Genomic DNA, 18,745 nt, shown 5'->3' with positions numbered 1-18,745 from the left:
GTCTCGACTACGCTCGACACGAACGGGGTTGGCATTGATGCAGTCGTTCGGCCCGGTCAGCCCTTCCATTCGCGGCGCTCCTCGCCCGCGCGGAGCACTTCGTAGGCCAGTTGCAGCGCCTGGAACGCTTTCGCGGCATCGGCATCGCCCGGACGGACGTCGGGGTGGACTTCCTTGGCCTTGGACCGCCACGCCTTCTTGACCGCCTCGAAATCGGCATCGGGCTCCAGCCCCAGCAGGTCGAGCGCGCGCATTTCATCGCGGGTGCGGCTGCCATCGCCCGATCCGGCCCAGGCATAGTGCGCCGCCTCGCTGTAGCCGCCGGCATCGCGCCGCTCGTCGCTTTCGCGCGCGGCGGCTTCTTCCTTGCTCAGCCCTTCGAAATAGTTCCAGCCCGAGTTGTATTCGGCTGCGTGCTTCTCGCAGAAGTACCAGCGTTCGGGGCTGTTGGGCGATTTGGGCGCGGGGCAATCGCCCCGGTCATCGCAGCCCGAGCGATCGCACAACCGCACGGGCGCGGCTTCGCGGCCGCCGCTATAGCCGCGCCATCGGGGAAAGCCCCAGTCGGTGGATCGTCCATGCCGGGCCATCGCTACGCCTCGATCGGTATAAGCCAGCCCGGGAGTCGCCCGCGCTATGAATCCCCGCCTTTGCGACGGGATGGCGCGGGTGGAAAGTCCCTTTTTGCGCAAGCACCGGGATTACGCCGGATTGGCGGAACCGACGCTACTGAACGGTGACGGTGACTGCGCGCCGGTTCTGTGCCCAGCTCGCTTCATCGGAACCCAGCGCAATGGGGCGTTCCTTGCCGTAGCTGACCGTGGTGATGCGCGCGGCGTCGACGCCCAGGCTGACGAGATAGTTCTTGGCCGAGTTGGCGCGGCGCTCACCCAGCGCGATGTTGTAATCGCGCGTGCCGCGTTCGTCGCAATGCCCTTCCAGCGTCACGCGCTTGGCGGGATAGCGCCCCAGCCACTGCGCCTGGCTCTGCAAGGTCGCCATCGATGCGGTGTCGATGTTGAACCGGTCGGTGTCGAAATGGATCGTATCGGACGCAACCGAGGCGACGAAATCGGCCTGGCTGCCCGGCACCGGCGCGGTCGGACCGGCCGGCGGCATGGTCGTGGTGGTCGATCCGGTGCCCGGTTCGGGCGGCAGTTGCTTGGGCGCCTTGGCGCCACACGCGGCCAGCGCAAGGCTGCCGGCGATCACTGTCGCCGCGAAAATGGGGCGCGATCCAAAAAGTAGACGGGGCATGGCTAGTCTCCTTCGCTCGTCAACGGTGCGACCCGTATCGGCTGATTCAAAAACCCGCTCAAGGCAGAACGGGTCCCCAGGCGGGGTCGGACGCATCGACCGGGGTGTTGAGGCGGCGTTCGTTGCTGCCGGTCAGATCGACCTGCCACAGCGAACCCTTGCCCGAACCCTTGGCGGTGCGGAAAAACTGGATGATGCGGCCGTTGGGCGACCAGGTCGGCGCTTCGTCCTGCCAGCTGTCGGTGAGCGTCCGGACCGATCCGCCCGCCGGGCTCATCACCGCGATGCGGAAGTTTCCGGCGATCGAGGTGAACGCGATCTGGTCGCCGCGCGGGCTCCATTCGGGCGTCGCCGCGCGGCCACCGCCAAAGCTGATGCGGCGCTGGTCCGATCCATCGGCGTTCATCACATAGACTTGCTGGCTGCCCGACCGGTCGCTTTCGAACACGATCTTGCTGCCATCGGGCGAGTAGCTGCCGCCGACGTCGATCCCCGGCGAATCGGTCAGCCGGGTCGAGGGACCGCCTTGCGCCGATACGCGATAGATGTCGGTGTTGCCGGCCACGGCCATCGAATAGAGGATCGTCTTGCCATCGGGCGACCAGCGTGGCGCGAACGTGGCGTTGGTGCTTTGCGTCACCAGCCGCTGGTGGCCGCTGCCGATATCGTAGACGAAGATGCGCGGAAAGCCGTTGAGGTACGACAGGTACACGATCGACTTGTAGTCGGGCGAATAGCGCGGGGTCAGCGCGGTGGCCTGCCCGTTGGTGATGAAGCGGTGGTTGGCGCCGTCCGAATCCATGATCGCCAGCCGCTTGACCCGGTGGTTCTTGGGCCCGGTCTCCGCGATATAGGCGATGCGGCTGTCGAAGAACGGGCTTTCGCCCGAGAGCCGCGAATAGACCATGTCGGCGCATTTGTGCGCGGCGCGGCGCCATTCGCCCGGCTGCACGACATAGCCCTGCCGCGCCAGTTCGGTGCCCAGCGCCACGTCGTAAAGATAGCAGCCGACCGTCAGCCTGCCATCCGCCGCGCCCTTGACGAAACCCTGCACCAGCATCTCGCTGCCGCGCGAGCGCCACGTCGGGAATAGCGGCGCGGCGACTTCGGGATAGGCGATGCCGGGCAAGGCATCGGGCCCGGTCGGCTTGAACAGGCCGTTGTTCTTCAGATCGGCAGTGATCACTCCCGCCAGGTTGCGCCCCAATGCAGCGGTATTGCCGCCTTCGGCCGCGGTCGGCACTTCGCTGTCGGTGGCAAACGCCGGGATGGCGATGCCGAGGTCCTGCCAAGTCGATTCGTCGGACACGGACCCGGTCAGTCCGCCCGTGTCGGCAGCTGCATCGGTCGCGGCTGCGGTCGGCGCACTCGACACCGGCAGCGACGCCTTCTGCGCGATGGCCGGGCCGGCGAGCAGCGCAAACGCCAAGGCCAGCGATCCGGCAAGCGAACGGGAGGTCGGGAAGGATGGCGAGATCATTGGGACAATTTCCTGTCGAAACGGAACGCGGCGACGTGTTTCCAGCCGCTGTAGAATTCTGCCGGCAAATCGAACGGCGCGGCAAGCTGCACCGCGCGGATCGCCTGTTCGGCGTGGCGAGCGGCCTGCGGGCGGTTGGCATCGTTGATGCCGTCCTGGCTGACCACGCGCGGACGACCGGCCAGGCTGCCGTCGGGGTTGAGATCCCACGCCAGCACGGTCACCAGCTTGTCGGCATCGACGCCCTGCGGCGCGACCCAGTGCGGCTTGAGCTGGCGCGACACCGCGCCGCGCAGCGAGGCGGCGACTTGCGGACCGATCGTGGCGGCGGGCGGGTTCCTGCTGGCGCCGGCGGCCTGCGAGCCGGGAATGCCCTTGAGAAAATCGTTGCCGACGCGGCTCGCACCTTCGGGGGCATCGGGGCGGCGGCGCGGGCGATCGTCCGACGGGCGCGCAGCGGGCTTGGCCGGTGCCGGCTTGGCCGCAGGATGCGGCTGTGGACGCGGCGCAGCAACGGGCGGGGCGGGTCGCTCCACCGGACGCGCGACGGCCCTGGGCGCGGGTCGGGCAATCGGCCGCGGCTGCGGCACCGGTGCCGGTTCCACGCGCGGCGCAGGCTGCGGCATGGGCTGAGGTGGGGGTTGAGGCTGCGGCTGCACCACGGGCAACGGTTCGGGCTGTGGCGCGGATTGGGCCTCCCCGCGATCGGGTGCGACCTCGGGCGCGGCTTGCGCCTGCGGTTCGGGTGAGGTCGATTGCAGCGCGACCTGATCGGAAAACGTCACCGTCATCCGCTCGGGCAGCGGCACCGGCTTGCGGCCCGGCGCGCCCATCGTCAGGGCTACGGCCAGCGCGACATGCGCCGCAATGGCCACGACCAGCGCGATCCGCTCTTCCCGGGTCAGGCCGGCAGTGCGGGGCTCGGAAAATCCGGAGCCTGCGGGCGTCTGCCCGGCGGGAGAGAGTAAGGCGCGCATCGACGAACCGCTATGGCGCCTGCGATGAACTGTTGGTGACCAGCGAGACGCTGTTGCAGCCCGCGGCATTCAACTCACCCATCACCGCCATCACCCGGCCGTAATCCAGCCCCCGGTCGGCGCGCAGTGTGATCAGCGGCGGTTTCGCGGCGCTGGCGCAGCGCGACAGCCGATCGGCCAGTTCGCCCGGCGCCAGCGGCTGATCGTCGAGAAACACCTTGCCCGATGCATCGATGCTCAACGTCAGCTGGTCGGGATCGGGGCTCAGCGCCTTGGCCCGGCTGTCGGGCAATTCGATCGGCACCCCGGCAACCAGCAACGGCGCGGTGACCATGAAGATGATCAGCAACACCAGCATCACATCGACCAGCGGAGTTACGTTGATCTCGGCCATCGGCGCCCGCCCGCCGCGCCCGCGCCGGCCACGCCCCGATGTGCCCGATGAAAGGTTCATTGCCATCGCGTTATTGCTCCAGCTCGCGGCTGAGCGAGGCGTGGAAGCGGTCGGCAAAGCGGTAGAGCCGCGTCTCGAACCGGTTCACGCGATGCGAGAAGCGGTTGTAGCCGATCACCGCCGGGATCGCCGCGAACAGGCCGATGGCGGTGGCGAACAGCGCCTGCGAAATGCCCGGTGCCACCACCGCGAGCGAGGAATTCTGCTGCGCGCCGATGCTGAAGAAGCTGTCCATGATGCCCCACACCGTGCCGAACAGCCCGATGAACGGCGCCACAGAACCCACCGTGGCGAGGAAGTTCAGCCGGTTGGCCAGCCGGTCGCTCTCCTGCGTGACGGCGCCGTCGAGCGCACTGCCCAGCCGCTGGCGCGTGCCTTCGCGGTCCACGTTGCTGCCGGCGGTCGATCGCCGCCATTCCCCCAGCGCGGCGTTGACCACGCGCGCCGACGGAATGTCGCGCTTGGCGTTTTCCTTCTGGAACGCGTCGATGTCGCGCGCCTGCCAGAATTCGCCTTCATAGGTATCGCAGCGGCGCTGCAGCCGCCCGATCCGCAGCGAGAAGCCGACGATGATCGTCCACGTCCACACGCTGGCCAGGATCAGCCCGGCCATCACCGCCTGCACCACGATATCGGCATCAAGGAACAGGCGCACCGGATCGAGCCTGCTGGGTGAGGCGAGGCCGGAACCGGCGGCGGAGGCCAGGAGAGATAACACCATCATGCGGATTAAGGACTTTCTGCAGTCGCGGGCCGAAGCACGGATTGGAAGGCGGCCACCCAGTCGCGCGGCTGGCGCCGGGGGCGGCCCTGGGGGCTGACGAAAGCGGCGCGGACGGTCGCGCTGGCCAGCAGCACATCGCCGCGCCATGCCGCTTGCGCAATGCGGCAGCTGGAGGCGGCAACCTCGACAGTCTCGCTGCGCACCAGCACGGCGTCGTCGAGCCGCGCCGGTCGCAAGTAGCGGATGGCCAGTTCGCTCACGGCATAGGCGCCCTCGCCCGCTTCGTGCGCCGCACGCTGGTTGACCCCCAGCACGCGGAGCATGTCGGACCGCGCGCGTTCGAACCAGCGCAAGTAGTTGGCATGGTAGACCACGCCCGAAAGATCGGTGTCCTCGAAATAGACGCGCACCGGGAACAGGTGGGTCGCGCCGTCGAAGCGGCCGGTCTGGGGTTCGGGAAACGGCATGAAGCCCGCGTTCTAGCCGCCGGAGCGAACCGAGGGCAAGGCCGCGTTAACCATTCCTCGCCCGCAGGACTCATTCTGTCGTGCCCAAAGGCGCTCAGCGCACCAGCATCGGCCCCAGCGGACGCCCGGCAAACAGGTGAACATGCAGGTGCGGCACTTCCTGGTGGCTGTCGGTTCCCGCGTTGGCCAACAGGCGATACCCCGGCGCAACCAGCCTGGCATCGCGCGCCACCGTGCCCACCGCGCGCACGAACCCGGCGATCTCCGCCTCGGTGCCTTTGGCCGAAAAGTCGTCCCAGCTCACGAACGCACCTTTGGGGATGACCAGCACATGCATCGGCGCTTGCGGGTTGATGTCGTGGAAGGCGAGCGCGAAGTCATCCTCATAGACCTTGCGGCATGGAATTTCACCGCGCAGGATCTTCGCGAAGATGTTCCGGTCGTCATAAGGCTGGGTGGCATCGACGCTCATCGCGTGCTCCTCGGCATAGTACGCTAGGTGGTTGGACGCGCGGCCTTTTCGGCAATGCCCGACGTGCCTTCGCGGCGCTGCAGTTCGGCCAGCACATCGGCAAGCGGCACGCCTTTGGCGGCCAGCAGCACGATGAGGTGGAACAGCAGATCCGCCGCTTCGCCGACCAGTTCCGCATCGTTGCCGGACAGCGCCGCGATCACCGTTTCGACCGCTTCCTCGCCCACTTTCTGCGCGATCTTGCCGACGCCGCGCGCGTTGAGCTTGGCGACGTAGCTTGATGCGGGATCGCCGGTCAGCCGTTCGGCAATCGTGGCTTCGAGCCGGGAAAGGATCGCTGCGTGGTCCATCGGCGCGGCATGGCGCGCGGCGGGACGCGGGTCAAGCGCTGGGCGACTGGACCGCGTAGACCGCCGGATCAATCCTCGTCGCGATCGCGCCGCCGCGCGCCGCGTCGGCCGATCACCAGCCCGATCACACCCATCGCGAACAGCGCGAGATCGGTGGGTTCGGGCACTTTGGTTCCCACGGCCTGCGCCATCGCGGGCGAAGCGACCAGTGCGGCGATGATGGCGGTGGCAATGGCCGAATGGACGAGACTTCGCACGATGAATCAAAACCCCAAGCCTGCACCAAGGTTAAGCAAGCCTTGTGCCACGACTGCGGGAATCGCGCAGGTGCGGGATAACGTTGGTTAACGGTTCGCGACCGCTCGCACGAAGTGTATGGAAATCCGACAGTTGGGCTGTAACGGTGGCGAGCGTCAGCCGCGCGCGGGTAGGCCCGCCGCGCGCAACGCCGCGTGCGCCTCGCCGATCGAATGCGTGCCGAAGTGGAAGATCGAGGCAGCCAGCACCGCGCTGGCGTGGCCTTGGGTGACCCCCGCGACAAGGTGATCGAGCGTGCCCACGCCGCCGCTGGCGATCACCGGCACCGGCACCGCGTCGGCAATCGCGCGGGTCAGTTCCAGATCGTAACCGGCTTTGGTGCCGTCGCCGTCCATCGAGGTGACCAGCAGTTCGCCCGCGCCGAGCCGGGCCAGGTTGAGCGCATGCTCCAGCGCATCGAGCCCGGTGGCCTTGCGGCCGCCGTGGGTGAAGATTTCCCAACGTCCGGGCGCAACGCGCCGCGCATCGACCGATCCGACCACGCACTGGCTGCCGAACCGCGCGGCGATCTCGCCCACCAGTTCCGGCCGGGAGACGGCAGCAGAATTGACCGCGACCTTGTCCGCGCCCGCCAGCAGCAGCGCGCGCGCATCCTCGACCCCGCGCACGCCGCCGCCCACCGTCAGCGGCATGAAACACACCTCGGCGGTGCGCGACACCACGCCGAGCAGCGTGCCGCGCCCTTCGTGACTGGCGGAAATGTCGAGGAAGCACAGCTCATCGGCGCCGGCAGCGTCATACGCGCGCGCCTGCTCGACCGGATCGCCCGCATCGCGCAAGTCGACGAAGTTCACGCCCTTGACCACGCGGCCATCGCGCACATCAAGGCAGGGAATGACGCGGACGCGGACGGTCATGGGATCAACAGCAACCCAAGGAAAACGCAGGTCAGAAAAATGATAATTCCGCCTTGAAAGAGCGTTGTACCCCAAAAAGCACGCTGATCAGTTGCTCTTTCATATCGCAGGCTTTTGCCAGCGTAGCGCATCTTCACCGTCACGTAGCCGGCTCGAAATTCACGGACTGCGATAAATGCGCGCCATGACAAATATGCCAGCCCAAACACTGCCATGATTTGTTGAGGCATCATGCCTCTGCCGCCATCGCCAGCGCCGCCGCCAGATCGAGCCGCCCGTCGTACAATGCGCGGCCGGTAATCACGCCCTCGATCCCGTCATTGGCATGAAGCGCCAGCATGCGGATATCGTCGAGCCCCTTGACCCCGCCGCTGGCGATCACCGGCAGGCGGGTGGCGCGCGCGAGGTCGAGCGTTGCCTCGATGTTACAACCCTTGAGCAGCCCGTCGCGACCGACGTCGGTGAACAGGATCGAGGCGACGCCTGCATCCTCGAACCGGCGGGCCATGTCGGCGATGGGAACATCGGACACATCGGCCCAGCCGGCGGTGGCGACGAAACCATCGCGCGCATCGACCGCCACCACGATCCCGCCGGGATAGGCGCGTGCCATGTCGCGCACGAAATCGGGGTCCTTCAACGCGGCGGTGCCGATCACCACGCGGCTCACCCCCAGATCGAACCAGCCATCCACCGCCACCGGGTTGCGGATGCCGCCGCCCAGCTGGACGTGGCCGGGAAACGCATCGAGGATCGCACGCACCGCCCCTGCATTGCGCGCCTCGCCCGCGAACGCACCGTCGAGATCGACCACGTGGAGGTGCATCGCGCCCGCATCGGCGAACAGCGTGGCCTGCGCGGCAGGATCGTCGCCATAGACGGTGGCGCGGTCCATGTCGCCTTCGGCAAGGCGCACGACCTGCCCGGACTTGAGATCGATAGCGGGAAAGACAATCATGATGTGCGCGCGCCTAGCAGCGGTTCAGGCGGGGCGAAAGCTTCCTTTGGGCACATGGGTGATGCGGCACGCCAGATCGGCCTCGCCCGACGCGACGATGAAGTGATCGCCCGCGTCCACGATCCCTGTCGTGAACACCACGCTGTCGAGATAGAGCTGGTGGGCGAGCCGCGCGGTCAGGCCGGCATCGGGTTCGATCAGCGGTTGGTGGCTGGTGGCGATCACCCGGCTCGGGTCGGTGGGATCGAGCAGGGTCCAGTAGGTGCGATAGGTCCCCACCCCGGCGTTGGGTTCCACGCCGTGCCACAGCGACAGCCAGCCGCGCTGCCCGGCGATCTCGGTCAGGATCGGTGGCGCACCCCCGCCCATCCGCGCGGTCGCCACCGTATCGGCGTGCGGGCGCAGGCCCGGCCTTATGTGCGGCCGCCAGTGCAGCGCATCGGGCGACGTCGCCAGGTTGATCGACGGACCGGCGCGCCATTCGCTGCCCGGCGGATAGGCGAAATAGAGATCGCCCAAAGGCCGCGTCTGCGCCCAGTACTGGCCCCGGATCAGCCCTTCGAAGATCAGCATGTCCTTGTTCTGGTGATCCAGCACGATCCCCTCGAACGTCCAGTCGAGCGCGTCGGCCGAACTGTAGAGCGTGGTGGAATGGCGCTCGGGGCTGACCGAGCAGGTGGTCATCAGGTACGATCCGTCGATGCAACTGATCCGCGCATCTTCGATGCCGTAGCACTGGAGGCTGGCGTGCGGCGCGATCACGCGATCATAATGCACCGCGATGACACGGCCGCCGTCCGCCGACAGTTCGACCGGCAGCAGCCATGACAGCGAGGTCAGCCCCAGCACTTTCCAGCCCGCCGGATCATGAACGGTGAACGTGCGCGGGTCCGAGGTATCGACCCAGTCGAGCGGCCAGGCGTCCAGCACATAGGTTCCGTCGTGCCAGCGGATCGCGTGGATCTGGCCATCGCGGATCGGTTGGCGCAGCGCTTCGGCCACGCGCACCATCATCATAAGGTTGCCGCTGTCCAGCCGCGTCAGCCCCGGATTGAACGCTCCGAGCACGAACGTTTCGACGCCCAGCTGCCCGGCCAGCGGCGAACGCGACAGGTCGACTTCGTCAGGGGTAAACACCAGGCGGTCCATGCAAGGCTCCTTCGGATGATGGAAGGAGCGGGCGGAGCGTTGGTTCCCCGGACGATGGATGGAGTCGTCAGGGATCTGTTCCCACCCCGTTGATCCCGCGTGAAGTCGAGGGACGCTGCACGACGTTCAAAGTAGCGCGACGTGTCTCGACTTCGCTCGACATGAGTGGGTGAGGGTTTCGCTCGACACGAGCGGGTGAGCGTAACGTCTTCGCTCCTACGGCCGCCAGTCGAGAAAGCGCGCCAGCAGTTCCAGCCCGTAGGCCTGGCTCTTTTCGGGATGGAACTGCACGCCCAGGATATTGTCGCGCGCCACTGCCGCGACCAGCCCGCCGCCGTGGTCGGTCATCGCCGCGATCCGGGCGCCGTCCTCGGGCACGAAGTGGTAGGAGTGGAGGAAATAGGCCTCGCCGCCGCGCAGCAGTTGCGATCCGTCGTCGTGGCCCAGCGGCGCGACGTCGTTCCAGCCCATGTGCGGCACCTTGATCGCCGGATCGGTGACCTCGATCGCGCGCACTTCGCCCGCGATCCAGTCGAGCCCGAGGGTGACGCCGTGTTCTACTCCGCGCGAGGCGAGCAGCTGCATGCCCACGCAGATGCCCAGAAACGGCGCGGCGCCGATCAGCACGCGTTCTTCCATAGCATCGACCAGGTGGGGCACGCCCCGCAACGCATCGGCACAGGCCTTGAACGCGCCCACGCCGGGAAGCACGATGCGATCGGCCGCGCGCACCACGTTGGGGTCCGCCGTAACCTGCACGCCCTCTGCGCCCGCCGCCTTCAGCGCGTTGGCCACCGAGCGCAAGTTGCCCGCGCCATAGTCGATCAGGGCAATGACCTCGGCCATGCTGCCGTTCAGCTTTCGAGCGAGCCTGCGCCAAGGATGCCCTTGGTCGAGGGCACGGCATCGGCCTTGCGCGGGTCGATCGCCACCGCGCTGCGCATGGCGCGGGCAAAGCCTTTGAACACGCCTTCGATGATGTGGTGGTTGTTCTGGCCGTACAGCGATTCGACGTGCAGCGTGATGCCCGCCGCCTGCGCGATCGAGTGGAACCAGTGCTCGAACAGCTCGGTGTCCATTTCGCCTAGCCGGGGCTGGGTGAAGCCGACCTTCCAGATCAGCACCGGCCGCCCCGAAATGTCGAGCGCGACGCGGCTCAACGCTTCGTCCATCGGCGAATAGGCGCTGCCGTAGCGGGTGATCCCGCGCTTGTCGCCCAACGCCTGGCTGATGGCCTGGCCGATGGCGATGGCGCTGTCCTCGGTCGTGTGATGCTGGTCGACGTGCAGGTCGCCACGCACCCGACACTCGATGTCGATCAGCGAATGGCGGCTGAACTGTTCGATCATGTGATCGAGAAACCCGATCCCGGTCGAAACCGCATACGTGCCGGTGCCATCGAGGTTCACCGCCACGGCGATGTCGGTCTCCTCGGTCTTGCGGGTGATCGAGCCGGTGCGCATGGCGTTGCCTATAAGCTGCGGCGAAACGGAATCAACCATCTCCCCCTTGACCGTCGCGTCAACCACGGCCACTTGTCCGCAGAATGAACGACAGCGCGCCCGACAGCCTGATCCCTTACGACGAGATCGTGCAGGAAGCCCTGCGTGCCGTCGTCGGCCGCGTGCTGGGCCAGGTGGAAGCGACCGGCGGCACGCTGCCGGGCAGCCACCACTTCTACATCACGTTCAAGACCACCGCGCCCGGCGTCGATATCCCGACCCGCCTGCGCGAACGGTTTCCCGACGAGATGACGATCGTGCTGCAGAACAAGTTCTGGGATCTGCGCGTCGATGAAGACGGGTTCAGCGTGGGCCTCAGCTTCAACCAGATCCCGTCGAAGCTGGTGATCCCGTTCTCCGCGATCACCGCGTTCGTCGATCCCGCCGTCGATTTCGGGCTGCAGTTCCAGGCGATGGCCGAAAGCGAAACGCCCGAACCGCACGAGGACGCCGAAAACGATTCGCCCGAGCAGGACTCGGAACAGAGCGCGGCGGCCGACGTTGACAAAGCCGATGACGGATCCAACGTCGTCACGGTCGATTTCGGCCGCAAGAAGTAGGCGGCGGTGCCCGTCCCCCGTTCGTCGGGGCCTGATGACGGGAATCGCGCCGCAACGGCAAAGGCAGCTTCATGGCGATATTCGGCCGCAAGCGTGGCAAAGTGCAGACGGCGCTGAAGCGTGCCAAGGGCAAACTCGACAAAGTCCCGCCGGCATCGCCCAATCCCGTCACCAACCTGATCATCGCCGACATCGCCTTGCGCGTGGGTGGGCAGCTTTTGCGCCATGCGGTCGAACGCGGGGTGCTGCGCACCAAGTACGACGCGAAAAAGGCCAAGGGCATCATCAAGGGCCGCAGCATGGGCCAGACGCTGATCGGAACGGCCGTCGCCCGCATGGCGACGCGTTCGGTGCCGGGCGCGATCGTCGTGGGTGGCGGTCTATTGGCCAAGTCGCTGTACGACCGGGCGCGCGGCGATAAGGTCGCCCATGCCGAGGGCGCCGCGAAAGTGACCGAGCAGGCCGACAAGGGCACCGCCAAGGAATAGCCTCGACCCCGTGAGCGGCTTGACGCTCGCGCGGTCGCCTCGCATCCACCTTGACGCACCGCCCGCTTGACCGCCGCCATGGCCTTGCGCCACTAGCGGGCATGGCCTCCGACAATTCCGACACCTCCACCGATCCGCAAATGGGCGATACGCTGCATCGCCGCGGCTTGATGTTCATCCTCTCGTCGCCCTCGGGCGCGGGCAAGACCACCATCGCGCGGATGCTGCTCGACCATGACGACGAGATCGCCATGTCGGTTTCGGCCACCACCCGCCCGATGCGCCCCGGCGAGGTGGACGGGCACGACTATCATTTCGTCGATCAGCCCACGTTCGACCGCATGGTCGAGGACGGGCTGTTCTATGAATGGGCGCACGTGTTCGGGTACAGCTACGGCACGCCCAAGGCGCAGATCCGCGCGGGGCTGAAAGCAGGCCACGATTTCCTGTTCGACATCGACTGGCAAGGCACCCAGCAGTTGTACCAGCGCGCCGAAACCGACGTGGTGCGGGTGTTCATCCTGCCGCCCAGCCTGGGCGAGCTCAACCGCCGGCTGACCGGGCGCGGCACTGACAGCGCCGAAGTCATCGCCGCGCGCATGGCCCGCGCGCAGGCGGAAATCAGCCACTGGGACGGCTATGACTATGTCGTGATCAACGACGACGTGAACGAGTGCTTCGCCAAAGTCAGCCAGATCCTCGCCGCCGAACGCATGCGCCGCGCCCGCCAGACCGGGATCGTGGACTTCGTGCGCGAACTGACGCGGGGGTAGAGGGCTGGCGTCGTCCCGGACTTGATCCGAGATGCAGGGATTCGGGACTGATTGGGGTAAACCTCTGGGATTGCGGGGGTACCCAACCCCAAACCCGTCCATCCTGAGCTTGTCGAAGGAGTGCTTTTTCTTCAGCAAGTTGCGCGAACGGCACGAAGAAAAGGGCAATCCTTCGACAAGCTCAGGACGGACGGTTCTTCGGTCAGTCCGACGATCAAACCTACAACGCGTTCCCCAGCGGATCGACGCCGCGCTCGCGCATCGAGCCGTTGACGATCCCGCCGTCGATTGGCAGCGTCGTGCCCACCACGTAATCGCCCGCGCGACTGGCCAGGAAGATCGCGCCACCGGCCATGTCCAGCGTATCGCCGATGCGCTTGACCGGAATGCCCTTGGCCACCAGATCGCCCGCGTTCTTGGCCGCCTTGTTCATTTCCGACGGAAACGCGCCCGGCGCGATGCCGCTGACCACGATGTTGTCCTTGACCAGTTCCGCCGCCATCCGCCGGGTGAGGTGCACCAGCGCCGCCTTGGAGGCGTGGTAGCTGTAAGTGTCCCACGGGTTGTTCTTCATCCCGTCGATCGACGAGACATTGATGACCTTGGCCGGGTGATCGGTCGCGGCGGCTTTCAGCAGCCCGTGCAGCCGTTGGGTCAGGAAGAACGGGGTCTTGACGTTGAGGTCCATGACTTTGTCCCAGCCCTGTTCGGGGAACGTCTCGAACGTCGCGCCCCAAGCCACGCCAGCGTTGTTGACGAGGATGTCGAGGCCCGTCTCGCGCTTCGCCAGTTCATCGGCGAGCGCCTGGATGCCGTCGAGCGTGGAGATGTCGCCCGGCAACGGCACGCAAGCCTCGCCCAGTTCGTGCGCGGTCTGTTCGACCACGGCGGCTTTCCGCGCGGTGATGTAGACGCGGGCACAACCGGCGGCGACGAAGCCTTCGGCAATCATCCGCCCGATCCCGCGCGAACCGCCGGTGACCACCGCGACCCGGCCTTCGAGACTGAACAGCTTGGCAAAATCCATCATGGGTTCCTCAGTATCCGCTCAGCCGGGCGACGCGTTCGGCGTGGTAGTAGGGATCGCCCATGAATTCGGCCAGAGCGCGGTCGCGCTTCATGTACAGGCCGATGTCGTATTCATCGGTCATGCCCACGCCGCCGTGCATCTGCACGCCTTCGCGCACCGCCAGGTTGCAGGCGCGGCCCGCCTTGGCTTTCGCCACCGACACCATCAGGTCGGCCTTGTCAGAGCCGCCATCGAGCAGTTGCTGCGCCTTGATCGCGGCGGCGGTGGCGATCTCGATCTCGGAATAGAGATGCGCCGCGCGGTGCTGCAGCGCCTGGAACTCGCCGATCAGCTTGCCGAACTGCTTGCGCGTTTTCAGGTACGCCGTTGTCATGTCGAATGCGCCCGCGGCGACGCCGGTCAACTCGGCAGCGGCCCCGGCCCGGCCCGCCAGCAGCACTTTTTGCAGCAGCGCGCGGCCGTCGTCGATATCGCCGATCACGGCATCGCCATCAAGCTCCACCCCGTCGAAGTGGACATGGCTGGCCATGCTCGAATCGACCAGCCGCTGGCTGTCATGACTGAGCCCGCCAGCGCCCCTGGGCACGGCGAACAGCGTGATACCGTCGGCATCGCTGTCGCTGCCAGACGTGCGCGCGGCCACGATCAGCGCATCGGCGGACGCGCCGTAAACCACGAAGTCCTTGGCCCCCGACAACCGGAAGCCGTTGCCGGCCTTCTCGGCCTTCAGCGCAATGCGTTCCGGGCGGTGCTTGCCGCCTTCGTCGATCGCCATGGCGAGCACGGTTTCGCCCGCGATGATCCCCGGCAGGTAGCGGCCCTTGAGGTCGTCGGACCCGCCCGACAGTGCGGTCACGCCCATCACGGCGGTGGTCAGGAACGGCGACGGCGTCAGGTTGCGACCGATCTCGGCCAGCACGATCCCGGCCTCGACATGCCCCATGCCCAGCCCGCCGTCGGCCTCGCCCGCCAGCATCCCGGTCAGCCCCATTTCGGCAAACTGCTTCCACAGCGCGTGGCCGAAGCCATCCGGGCACCCGATGTCGCGCCAGTGCCGCAGCTGCGGCTTGATCGCGCCCTCGCTAGCCATGAACCCGGTGACGGTATCGGCCAGCATCGCCTGGTCGTCGGTATGATAGAGCGGCATGGTTGTCTCCAATCGTCGTCCCGGACTTGATCCGGGACCGCGGGCCTGAATGGTCGAGCCCGGCGGCCAGCGGTCCCGGATCAAGTCCGGGGCGACGCCAAAAATTTACGCCCCCGGCAAATCGAGGATGCGCTTGGCGATGACGTTGAGCATCACCTCGCTGGTGCCGCCCTCGATCGAGTTGGCCTTGGTCCGCAGCCACCCGCGCGCGGCCGCGCCGCCTGCGGTTTCCTCGCTGTCCCATTCCAGCGCGCGGCTGCCGCCCGCCGCCATCAGCAGCTCGTGGCGGCGCTTGTTGAGTTCGGTGCCGGCGTACTTCATCATGTTGGGCTGCGCCGGGTTGCCGCGCCCGACCTTGACCTCGTCGAGGAACTTCTCGCCCATCGCGGAGAACGCCAGCGCATCGACATCGAACAGGGCGAGGTCGGCGCGCAGCAGCGGGTCGTCCAGCCCCACGGTGCGCGCCATGGTCGCGCCGATGGTGGTCAGCCGGTCGGCGTTGCCCGCGCCCGAGATCATCTCGCGCTCATGCCCCAGCAGGTACTTGGCCACATCCCAGCCGCGATTGAGCGCGCCGACGATCTGGTGCTTGGGCACCGCGACGTTGTCGAAGAACGTCTCGCAAAACGGCGAATTGCCGCTGATCAGCTTGATCGGCCTGGTGGTGACGCCGGGGGTTTCCATGTCGAACAGCAGGAACGAGATGCCCTGGTACTTGTTGGCCTTGTCGGTGCGCACCAGGCAGAAAATCCAGTCGGCCTTGTCGGCATAGCTGGTCCAGACCTTCTGGCCGCTCACCGACCAGTGGTCGCCCATGTCCTCGCCAAAGGTTTGCAACGAGACGAGATCCGATCCCGAACCCGGTTCCGAATAACCCTGGCACCAGCGGATTTCGCCGCGCGCGATCGGGTTGAGGTAATGAACTTTCTGCTCCTCGGTTCCGAACTTGAGCAGCGCGGGGCCGAGCATCCAGATGCCGAAGCTCGACAGCGGCATGCGCGCGCCGATGCGGCCCATCTCCTCGCGCCAGACTTTCGCTTGGGCGGGACTCATCCCCGCGCCGCCATAGGCCTCGGGCCAGTCGGGCACGGTATAGCCCTTGGCCGCGCACGCTTCGAGCCAGGCCTTCTGCGCCAGGCTCTTGAACACGAAGTGCCGGCCGCCCCAGCACACGTCGTTCTCGTCCTTGACCGGTTCGCGCATCTCGGCCGGGCAGTTCGCCTCGAGCCAGGCGCGAATCCCGGCCCGGAACTGTTCGATCTCAGACATCTCGGGATGCTCCTCTCGACGCCAGCCTAGGTCCGATTCGCGGTTCGTTGCAAGCGCCACGGCGCGGCCCAAGGATGCCGTAGCGTCAGGCACGAGGTCGTTGACGCGCCCCGCCCGCCGCCTATGCATCAAGGCCCAGAACAGGGCTTGGGAGAGCCGGAAAAATGCGATTCTCTGGAAAAACCGTCGTGATCACAGGCGCCGCATCGGGCATCGGCCGCGCCGCCGTGCTGCTGTTCGCGGGCGAAGGCGCGACCGTGTATGCTGCGGACATCGATGCCGCAGGCGGCGAGGCGCTGGCGCAGTCCTCGAACGGCGCGATCCGCTTCCAGCACTGCGAAGTGACCTCGACCGAAGCGATCCGCGCGCTGATGGACCGTGCCGCTGCCGAGACCGGCGGGATCGACGTGGTGTTCAACAACGCCGGCGCGGGCGGCGACCCGGCGGCGATCGACACCATCGAGCCCGAGGGCTGGGATCGCACGATGGACCTGCTGCTGCGCTCGGTCGCGTTCGGCATCCGCCACGCGGTGCCGCACATGATCGGCCGCAAGGGCGCCGCGATCGTCAACACCTCCAGCGTGGCGGCGGTCGGCCCCGGCTATGCCCCCACCGCTTATGCCGTGGCCAAGGCAGGCGTGCTGCACCTGACCAAGTGCGCCGCGACCGATCTGGCCCGCCACAATATTCGCGTCAATGCGGTGCAGCCGGGCTTCATCCAGACCAACATCTTCACCGCCAGCATGGACATGACCGCCGAGACCAAGGCCACCGCCAAGGCGATGCTCGCGACCATGGGCGAGCACGCGCAGCCGGTCGCCCGCGCCGGACAGGCCGAGGACATCGCCCGCGCGGTGGCGTTCCTGGCCAGCGACGACGCCGCGTTCGTGACGGGCACCACGCTGCTGGTCGATGGCGGGCTGACCGTGGGCCCTCGCCATAGCTGGGATCCCGAGGCACCCAACATGCTGGGCGCGTTGCGCGAACTGGCCGATAGCCAGGCACCCGTTTAACTGATCGATTAAATCGAGGGTTGGCGGGCGCCTGCGGCTCTGCCACTTTCAAACAGCCACAGACTCACAGCGACACGACTTGGGAAGGACGCGCCATGGATTTCGATCCCACCGACCGCCAGAAGCATTGGCGCGACCGCGTCCGCCAGTTCATCGAGAACCACGTCCGCCCGCGCACCAAGGACTACGTCGCCGAGAAAGCGGCAGGCGAGCGCTGGAAAGTGCTGCTGGTGGTCGAAGAGGAGAAAGCCCGCGCCAAGGCGCAGGGCATCTGGAACCTGTTCATGCCGCCACGATCGGGCCGCGCACATGTGGACGACACGTTCGAATTCGACGGCCCCGGCCTCACCAACCTCGAATACGCGCTGTGTGCCGAGGAAATGGGCCGCGTCGGTTTCGCCAGCGAAACGTTCAACTGCTCCGCACCCGACACCGGCAACATGGAAGTGCTCTATCGCTATGGCACGGCCGAACAGAAGCAGCGCTGGCTGAAGCCGCTGATGGACGGCGATATCCGCTCGGCCTTCCTGATGACCGAGCCTGCGGTGGCATCGTCGGACGCGACCAACATCGAATGCTCGATCCGGCGGGAGGGCGACGAATACGTCATCAACGGGCGCAAGTGGTGGTCGTCGGGCGCGGGCGATCCGCGCTGCAAGATCGCCATCGTCATGGGCAAGACCGATTTCGAGGCGAAGCGCCACGCCCAGCAATCGATGGTGCTGATGGAGCTTGATGCGCCCGGCGTGATCATCGAGCGCCACCTGCCGGTGTTCGGGTACGACGACGCCCCGCACGGCCACATGGAAATCCTGCTCAAGGACGTGCGCATTCCCGCTGCCAACATGCTGCTGGGCGAAGGGCGCGGGTTCGAAATCGCGCAAGGGCGGCTCGGACCGGGCCGCATCCACCACTGCATGCGCACGATCGGCGTGGCCGAGGAAGCCATCGGAAAGATGGCCCGGCGGCTGCAATCGCGCGTCGCCTTCGGCAAGGCGGTGGCCGACCAGACGGTGTGGCACGAACGCATTGCGCGCGCGCGCATCGACATCGAAATGACGCGGCTGCTGTGCCTCAAGGCCGCCGACATGATGGACAAAGTCGGCAACAAGTCGGCCGCGGCGGAAATCGCGATGATCAAGGTGCAGGCGCCCAACATGGCGCTGCGGATCATCGACGATGCCATCCAGGCGCATGGCGGCGGCGGCGTGTCCGACGATTTCGGGCTGGCCGAAAGCTGGGCACACCAGCGCACGCTGCGGCTCGCCGACGGCCCTGACGAAGTGCACAACCGCGCCATCGCCCGTATCGAGTTCGCCCGCCACACGCCGATGCCCGGCACGGACCCGGGGTTCAGTTCGGGCGATGTCGGCGTGGCGCGTTAGAATCACGTCGTCCCGGGCTCGACCCGGGACCGCTGGCCGATACACGCAAGGCTGCGGCGATGCGGCCAGCGGTCCCGGATCAAGTCCGGGACGACGAACATGGAGAACTGGGTCC

At 66.9% G+C, this 18,745-nt stretch carries 23 protein-coding genes; 5 read left to right on the top strand and 18 right to left on the bottom strand.

Going from position 1 to position 18,745, the window contains the following annotated elements:
* Window positions 1-56: 56 nt before the first annotated feature.
* The 15 genes from NL2_RS08475 to hisB form a co-directional block, all read right to left on the bottom strand.
* A complete protein-coding gene (locus tag NL2_RS08475; RefSeq protein ID WP_068073701.1) occupies window positions 57-590 on the bottom strand; it encodes a J domain-containing protein in 534 nt (177 codons plus the stop codon).
* A gap of 136 nt (window positions 591-726) precedes the next feature.
* Window positions 727-1,257 (bottom strand): peptidoglycan-associated lipoprotein Pal, encoded by a 531-nt coding sequence (gene pal, locus NL2_RS08470; RefSeq protein ID WP_068073699.1) that lies wholly within the window; start codon window positions 1,255-1,257, stop codon window positions 727-729.
* Window positions 1,258-1,315: 58 nt separating this feature from the next.
* Window positions 1,316-2,737: a Tol-Pal system beta propeller repeat protein TolB gene (gene tolB, locus NL2_RS08465; RefSeq protein ID WP_084355982.1), complete on the bottom strand. Its 1,422-nt coding sequence runs from the start codon at window positions 2,735-2,737 to the stop codon at window positions 1,316-1,318.
* Complete coding sequence (gene tolA / locus NL2_RS08460) at window positions 2,734-3,714, bottom strand: cell envelope integrity protein TolA (protein WP_245647621.1); 981 nt, start codon at window positions 3,712-3,714, stop codon at window positions 2,734-2,736. The genes tolB and tolA overlap by 4 nt, the downstream gene beginning before the upstream one ends.
* 10 nt (window positions 3,715-3,724) lie before the next feature.
* Window positions 3,725-4,174 (bottom strand): ExbD/TolR family protein, encoded by a 450-nt coding sequence (locus NL2_RS08455; RefSeq protein ID WP_068073697.1) that lies wholly within the window; start codon window positions 4,172-4,174, stop codon window positions 3,725-3,727.
* Between the two features lie 4 nt (window positions 4,175-4,178).
* Window positions 4,179-4,889, bottom strand: coding sequence for a protein TolQ (gene tolQ, locus NL2_RS08450; RefSeq protein WP_068073985.1), 711 nt, complete (start codon window positions 4,887-4,889; stop codon window positions 4,179-4,181).
* A gap of 8 nt (window positions 4,890-4,897) precedes the next feature.
* On the bottom strand, window positions 4,898-5,359 hold the full coding sequence (locus NL2_RS08445) for a YbgC/FadM family acyl-CoA thioesterase (protein ID WP_068073695.1): 462 nt from the start codon (window positions 5,357-5,359) through the stop codon (window positions 4,898-4,900).
* A gap of 94 nt (window positions 5,360-5,453) precedes the next feature.
* Window positions 5,454-5,831: a histidine triad nucleotide-binding protein gene (locus NL2_RS08440; protein WP_068073693.1), complete on the bottom strand. Its 378-nt coding sequence runs from the start codon at window positions 5,829-5,831 to the stop codon at window positions 5,454-5,456.
* A 23-nt stretch (window positions 5,832-5,854) separates the two neighbouring features.
* Window positions 5,855-6,181 carry a phosphoribosyl-ATP diphosphatase gene (locus NL2_RS08435; protein ID WP_068073691.1) on the bottom strand — a complete coding sequence of 109 codons (327 nt, stop codon included), beginning with the start codon at window positions 6,179-6,181 and terminating at the stop codon, window positions 5,855-5,857.
* A 68-nt stretch (window positions 6,182-6,249) separates the two neighbouring features.
* Window positions 6,250-6,438, bottom strand: a complete 189-nt coding sequence (locus tag NL2_RS08430; protein ID WP_068073689.1) for a PEP-CTERM sorting domain-containing protein — start codon at window positions 6,436-6,438, stop codon at window positions 6,250-6,252.
* 156 nt (window positions 6,439-6,594) lie between these two features.
* On the bottom strand, window positions 6,595-7,356 hold the full coding sequence (hisF, locus tag NL2_RS08425; RefSeq protein ID WP_068073688.1) for an imidazole glycerol phosphate synthase subunit HisF: 762 nt from the start codon (window positions 7,354-7,356) through the stop codon (window positions 6,595-6,597).
* A gap of 229 nt (window positions 7,357-7,585) precedes the next feature.
* Complete coding sequence (hisA, locus tag NL2_RS08420; RefSeq protein WP_068073686.1) at window positions 7,586-8,314, bottom strand: 1-(5-phosphoribosyl)-5-[(5-phosphoribosylamino)methylideneamino]imidazole-4-carboxamide isomerase; 729 nt, start codon at window positions 8,312-8,314, stop codon at window positions 7,586-7,588.
* A gap of 24 nt (window positions 8,315-8,338) precedes the next feature.
* Window positions 8,339-9,463, bottom strand: coding sequence for a glycoside hydrolase family 130 protein (locus NL2_RS08415; protein WP_068073684.1), 1,125 nt, complete (start codon window positions 9,461-9,463; stop codon window positions 8,339-8,341).
* A gap of 216 nt (window positions 9,464-9,679) precedes the next feature.
* Window positions 9,680-10,309, bottom strand: coding sequence for an imidazole glycerol phosphate synthase subunit HisH (hisH, locus tag NL2_RS08410; protein WP_068073682.1), 630 nt, complete (start codon window positions 10,307-10,309; stop codon window positions 9,680-9,682).
* A gap of 8 nt (window positions 10,310-10,317) precedes the next feature.
* A complete protein-coding gene (gene hisB, locus NL2_RS08405) occupies window positions 10,318-10,926 on the bottom strand; it encodes an imidazoleglycerol-phosphate dehydratase HisB (protein ID WP_068073983.1) in 609 nt (202 codons plus the stop codon).
* Between the two features lie 83 nt (window positions 10,927-11,009).
* Here hisB and NL2_RS08400 point away from each other — a divergent pair, with 83 nt between their 5' ends.
* The 3 genes from NL2_RS08400 (at window position 11,010) to gmk (ending at window position 12,786) form a co-directional block, all read left to right on the top strand.
* Window positions 11,010-11,525: an SspB family protein gene (locus NL2_RS08400; protein ID WP_068073680.1), complete on the top strand. Its 516-nt coding sequence runs from the start codon at window positions 11,010-11,012 to the stop codon at window positions 11,523-11,525.
* A gap of 71 nt (window positions 11,526-11,596) precedes the next feature.
* Window positions 11,597-12,013: a hypothetical protein gene (locus tag NL2_RS08395; protein ID WP_068073679.1), complete on the top strand. Its 417-nt coding sequence runs from the start codon at window positions 11,597-11,599 to the stop codon at window positions 12,011-12,013.
* A gap of 101 nt (window positions 12,014-12,114) precedes the next feature.
* Window positions 12,115-12,786, top strand: coding sequence for a guanylate kinase (gene gmk, locus NL2_RS08390; protein WP_068073678.1), 672 nt, complete (start codon window positions 12,115-12,117; stop codon window positions 12,784-12,786).
* Between the two features lie 220 nt (window positions 12,787-13,006).
* Here gmk and NL2_RS08385 read toward each other — a convergent pair whose 3' ends face one another.
* The 3 genes from NL2_RS08385 to NL2_RS08375 all read right to left on the bottom strand — a co-directional run bounded on the left by NL2_RS08385 (window position 13,007) and on the right by NL2_RS08375 (window position 16,232).
* Complete coding sequence (locus NL2_RS08385; RefSeq protein WP_068073981.1) at window positions 13,007-13,813, bottom strand: SDR family oxidoreductase; 807 nt, start codon at window positions 13,811-13,813, stop codon at window positions 13,007-13,009.
* A gap of 10 nt (window positions 13,814-13,823) precedes the next feature.
* Entirely contained in the window at window positions 13,824-14,963 is a 1,140-nt protein-coding gene (locus tag NL2_RS08380; RefSeq protein ID WP_068073677.1) for an acyl-CoA dehydrogenase family protein, read from the bottom strand.
* A 105-nt stretch (window positions 14,964-15,068) separates the two neighbouring features.
* Window positions 15,069-16,232 (bottom strand): acyl-CoA dehydrogenase family protein, encoded by a 1,164-nt coding sequence (locus NL2_RS08375; protein ID WP_068073675.1) that lies wholly within the window; start codon window positions 16,230-16,232, stop codon window positions 15,069-15,071.
* 164 nt (window positions 16,233-16,396) lie between these two features.
* On the opposite strand from NL2_RS08375, the gene NL2_RS08370 reads away from it, so the two are divergent.
* Both NL2_RS08370 and NL2_RS08365 read left to right on the top strand, forming a co-directional pair.
* Complete coding sequence (locus tag NL2_RS08370; protein WP_068073673.1) at window positions 16,397-17,245, top strand: SDR family NAD(P)-dependent oxidoreductase; 849 nt, start codon at window positions 16,397-16,399, stop codon at window positions 17,243-17,245.
* Window positions 17,246-17,340: 95 nt separating this feature from the next.
* On the top strand, window positions 17,341-18,630 hold the full coding sequence (locus NL2_RS08365; RefSeq protein WP_068073671.1) for an acyl-CoA dehydrogenase family protein: 1,290 nt from the start codon (window positions 17,341-17,343) through the stop codon (window positions 18,628-18,630).
* Window positions 18,631-18,745: the final 115 nt, after the last annotated feature.

The sequence above is a fragment of the Novosphingobium lentum NBRC 107847 genome (assembly GCF_001590965.1).
In the GTDB taxonomy this organism is placed as follows: Bacteria; Pseudomonadota; Alphaproteobacteria; order Sphingomonadales; family Sphingomonadaceae; genus Novosphingobium; species Novosphingobium lentum.
This window is presented reverse-complemented; position numbering and strand designations above follow the sequence as displayed.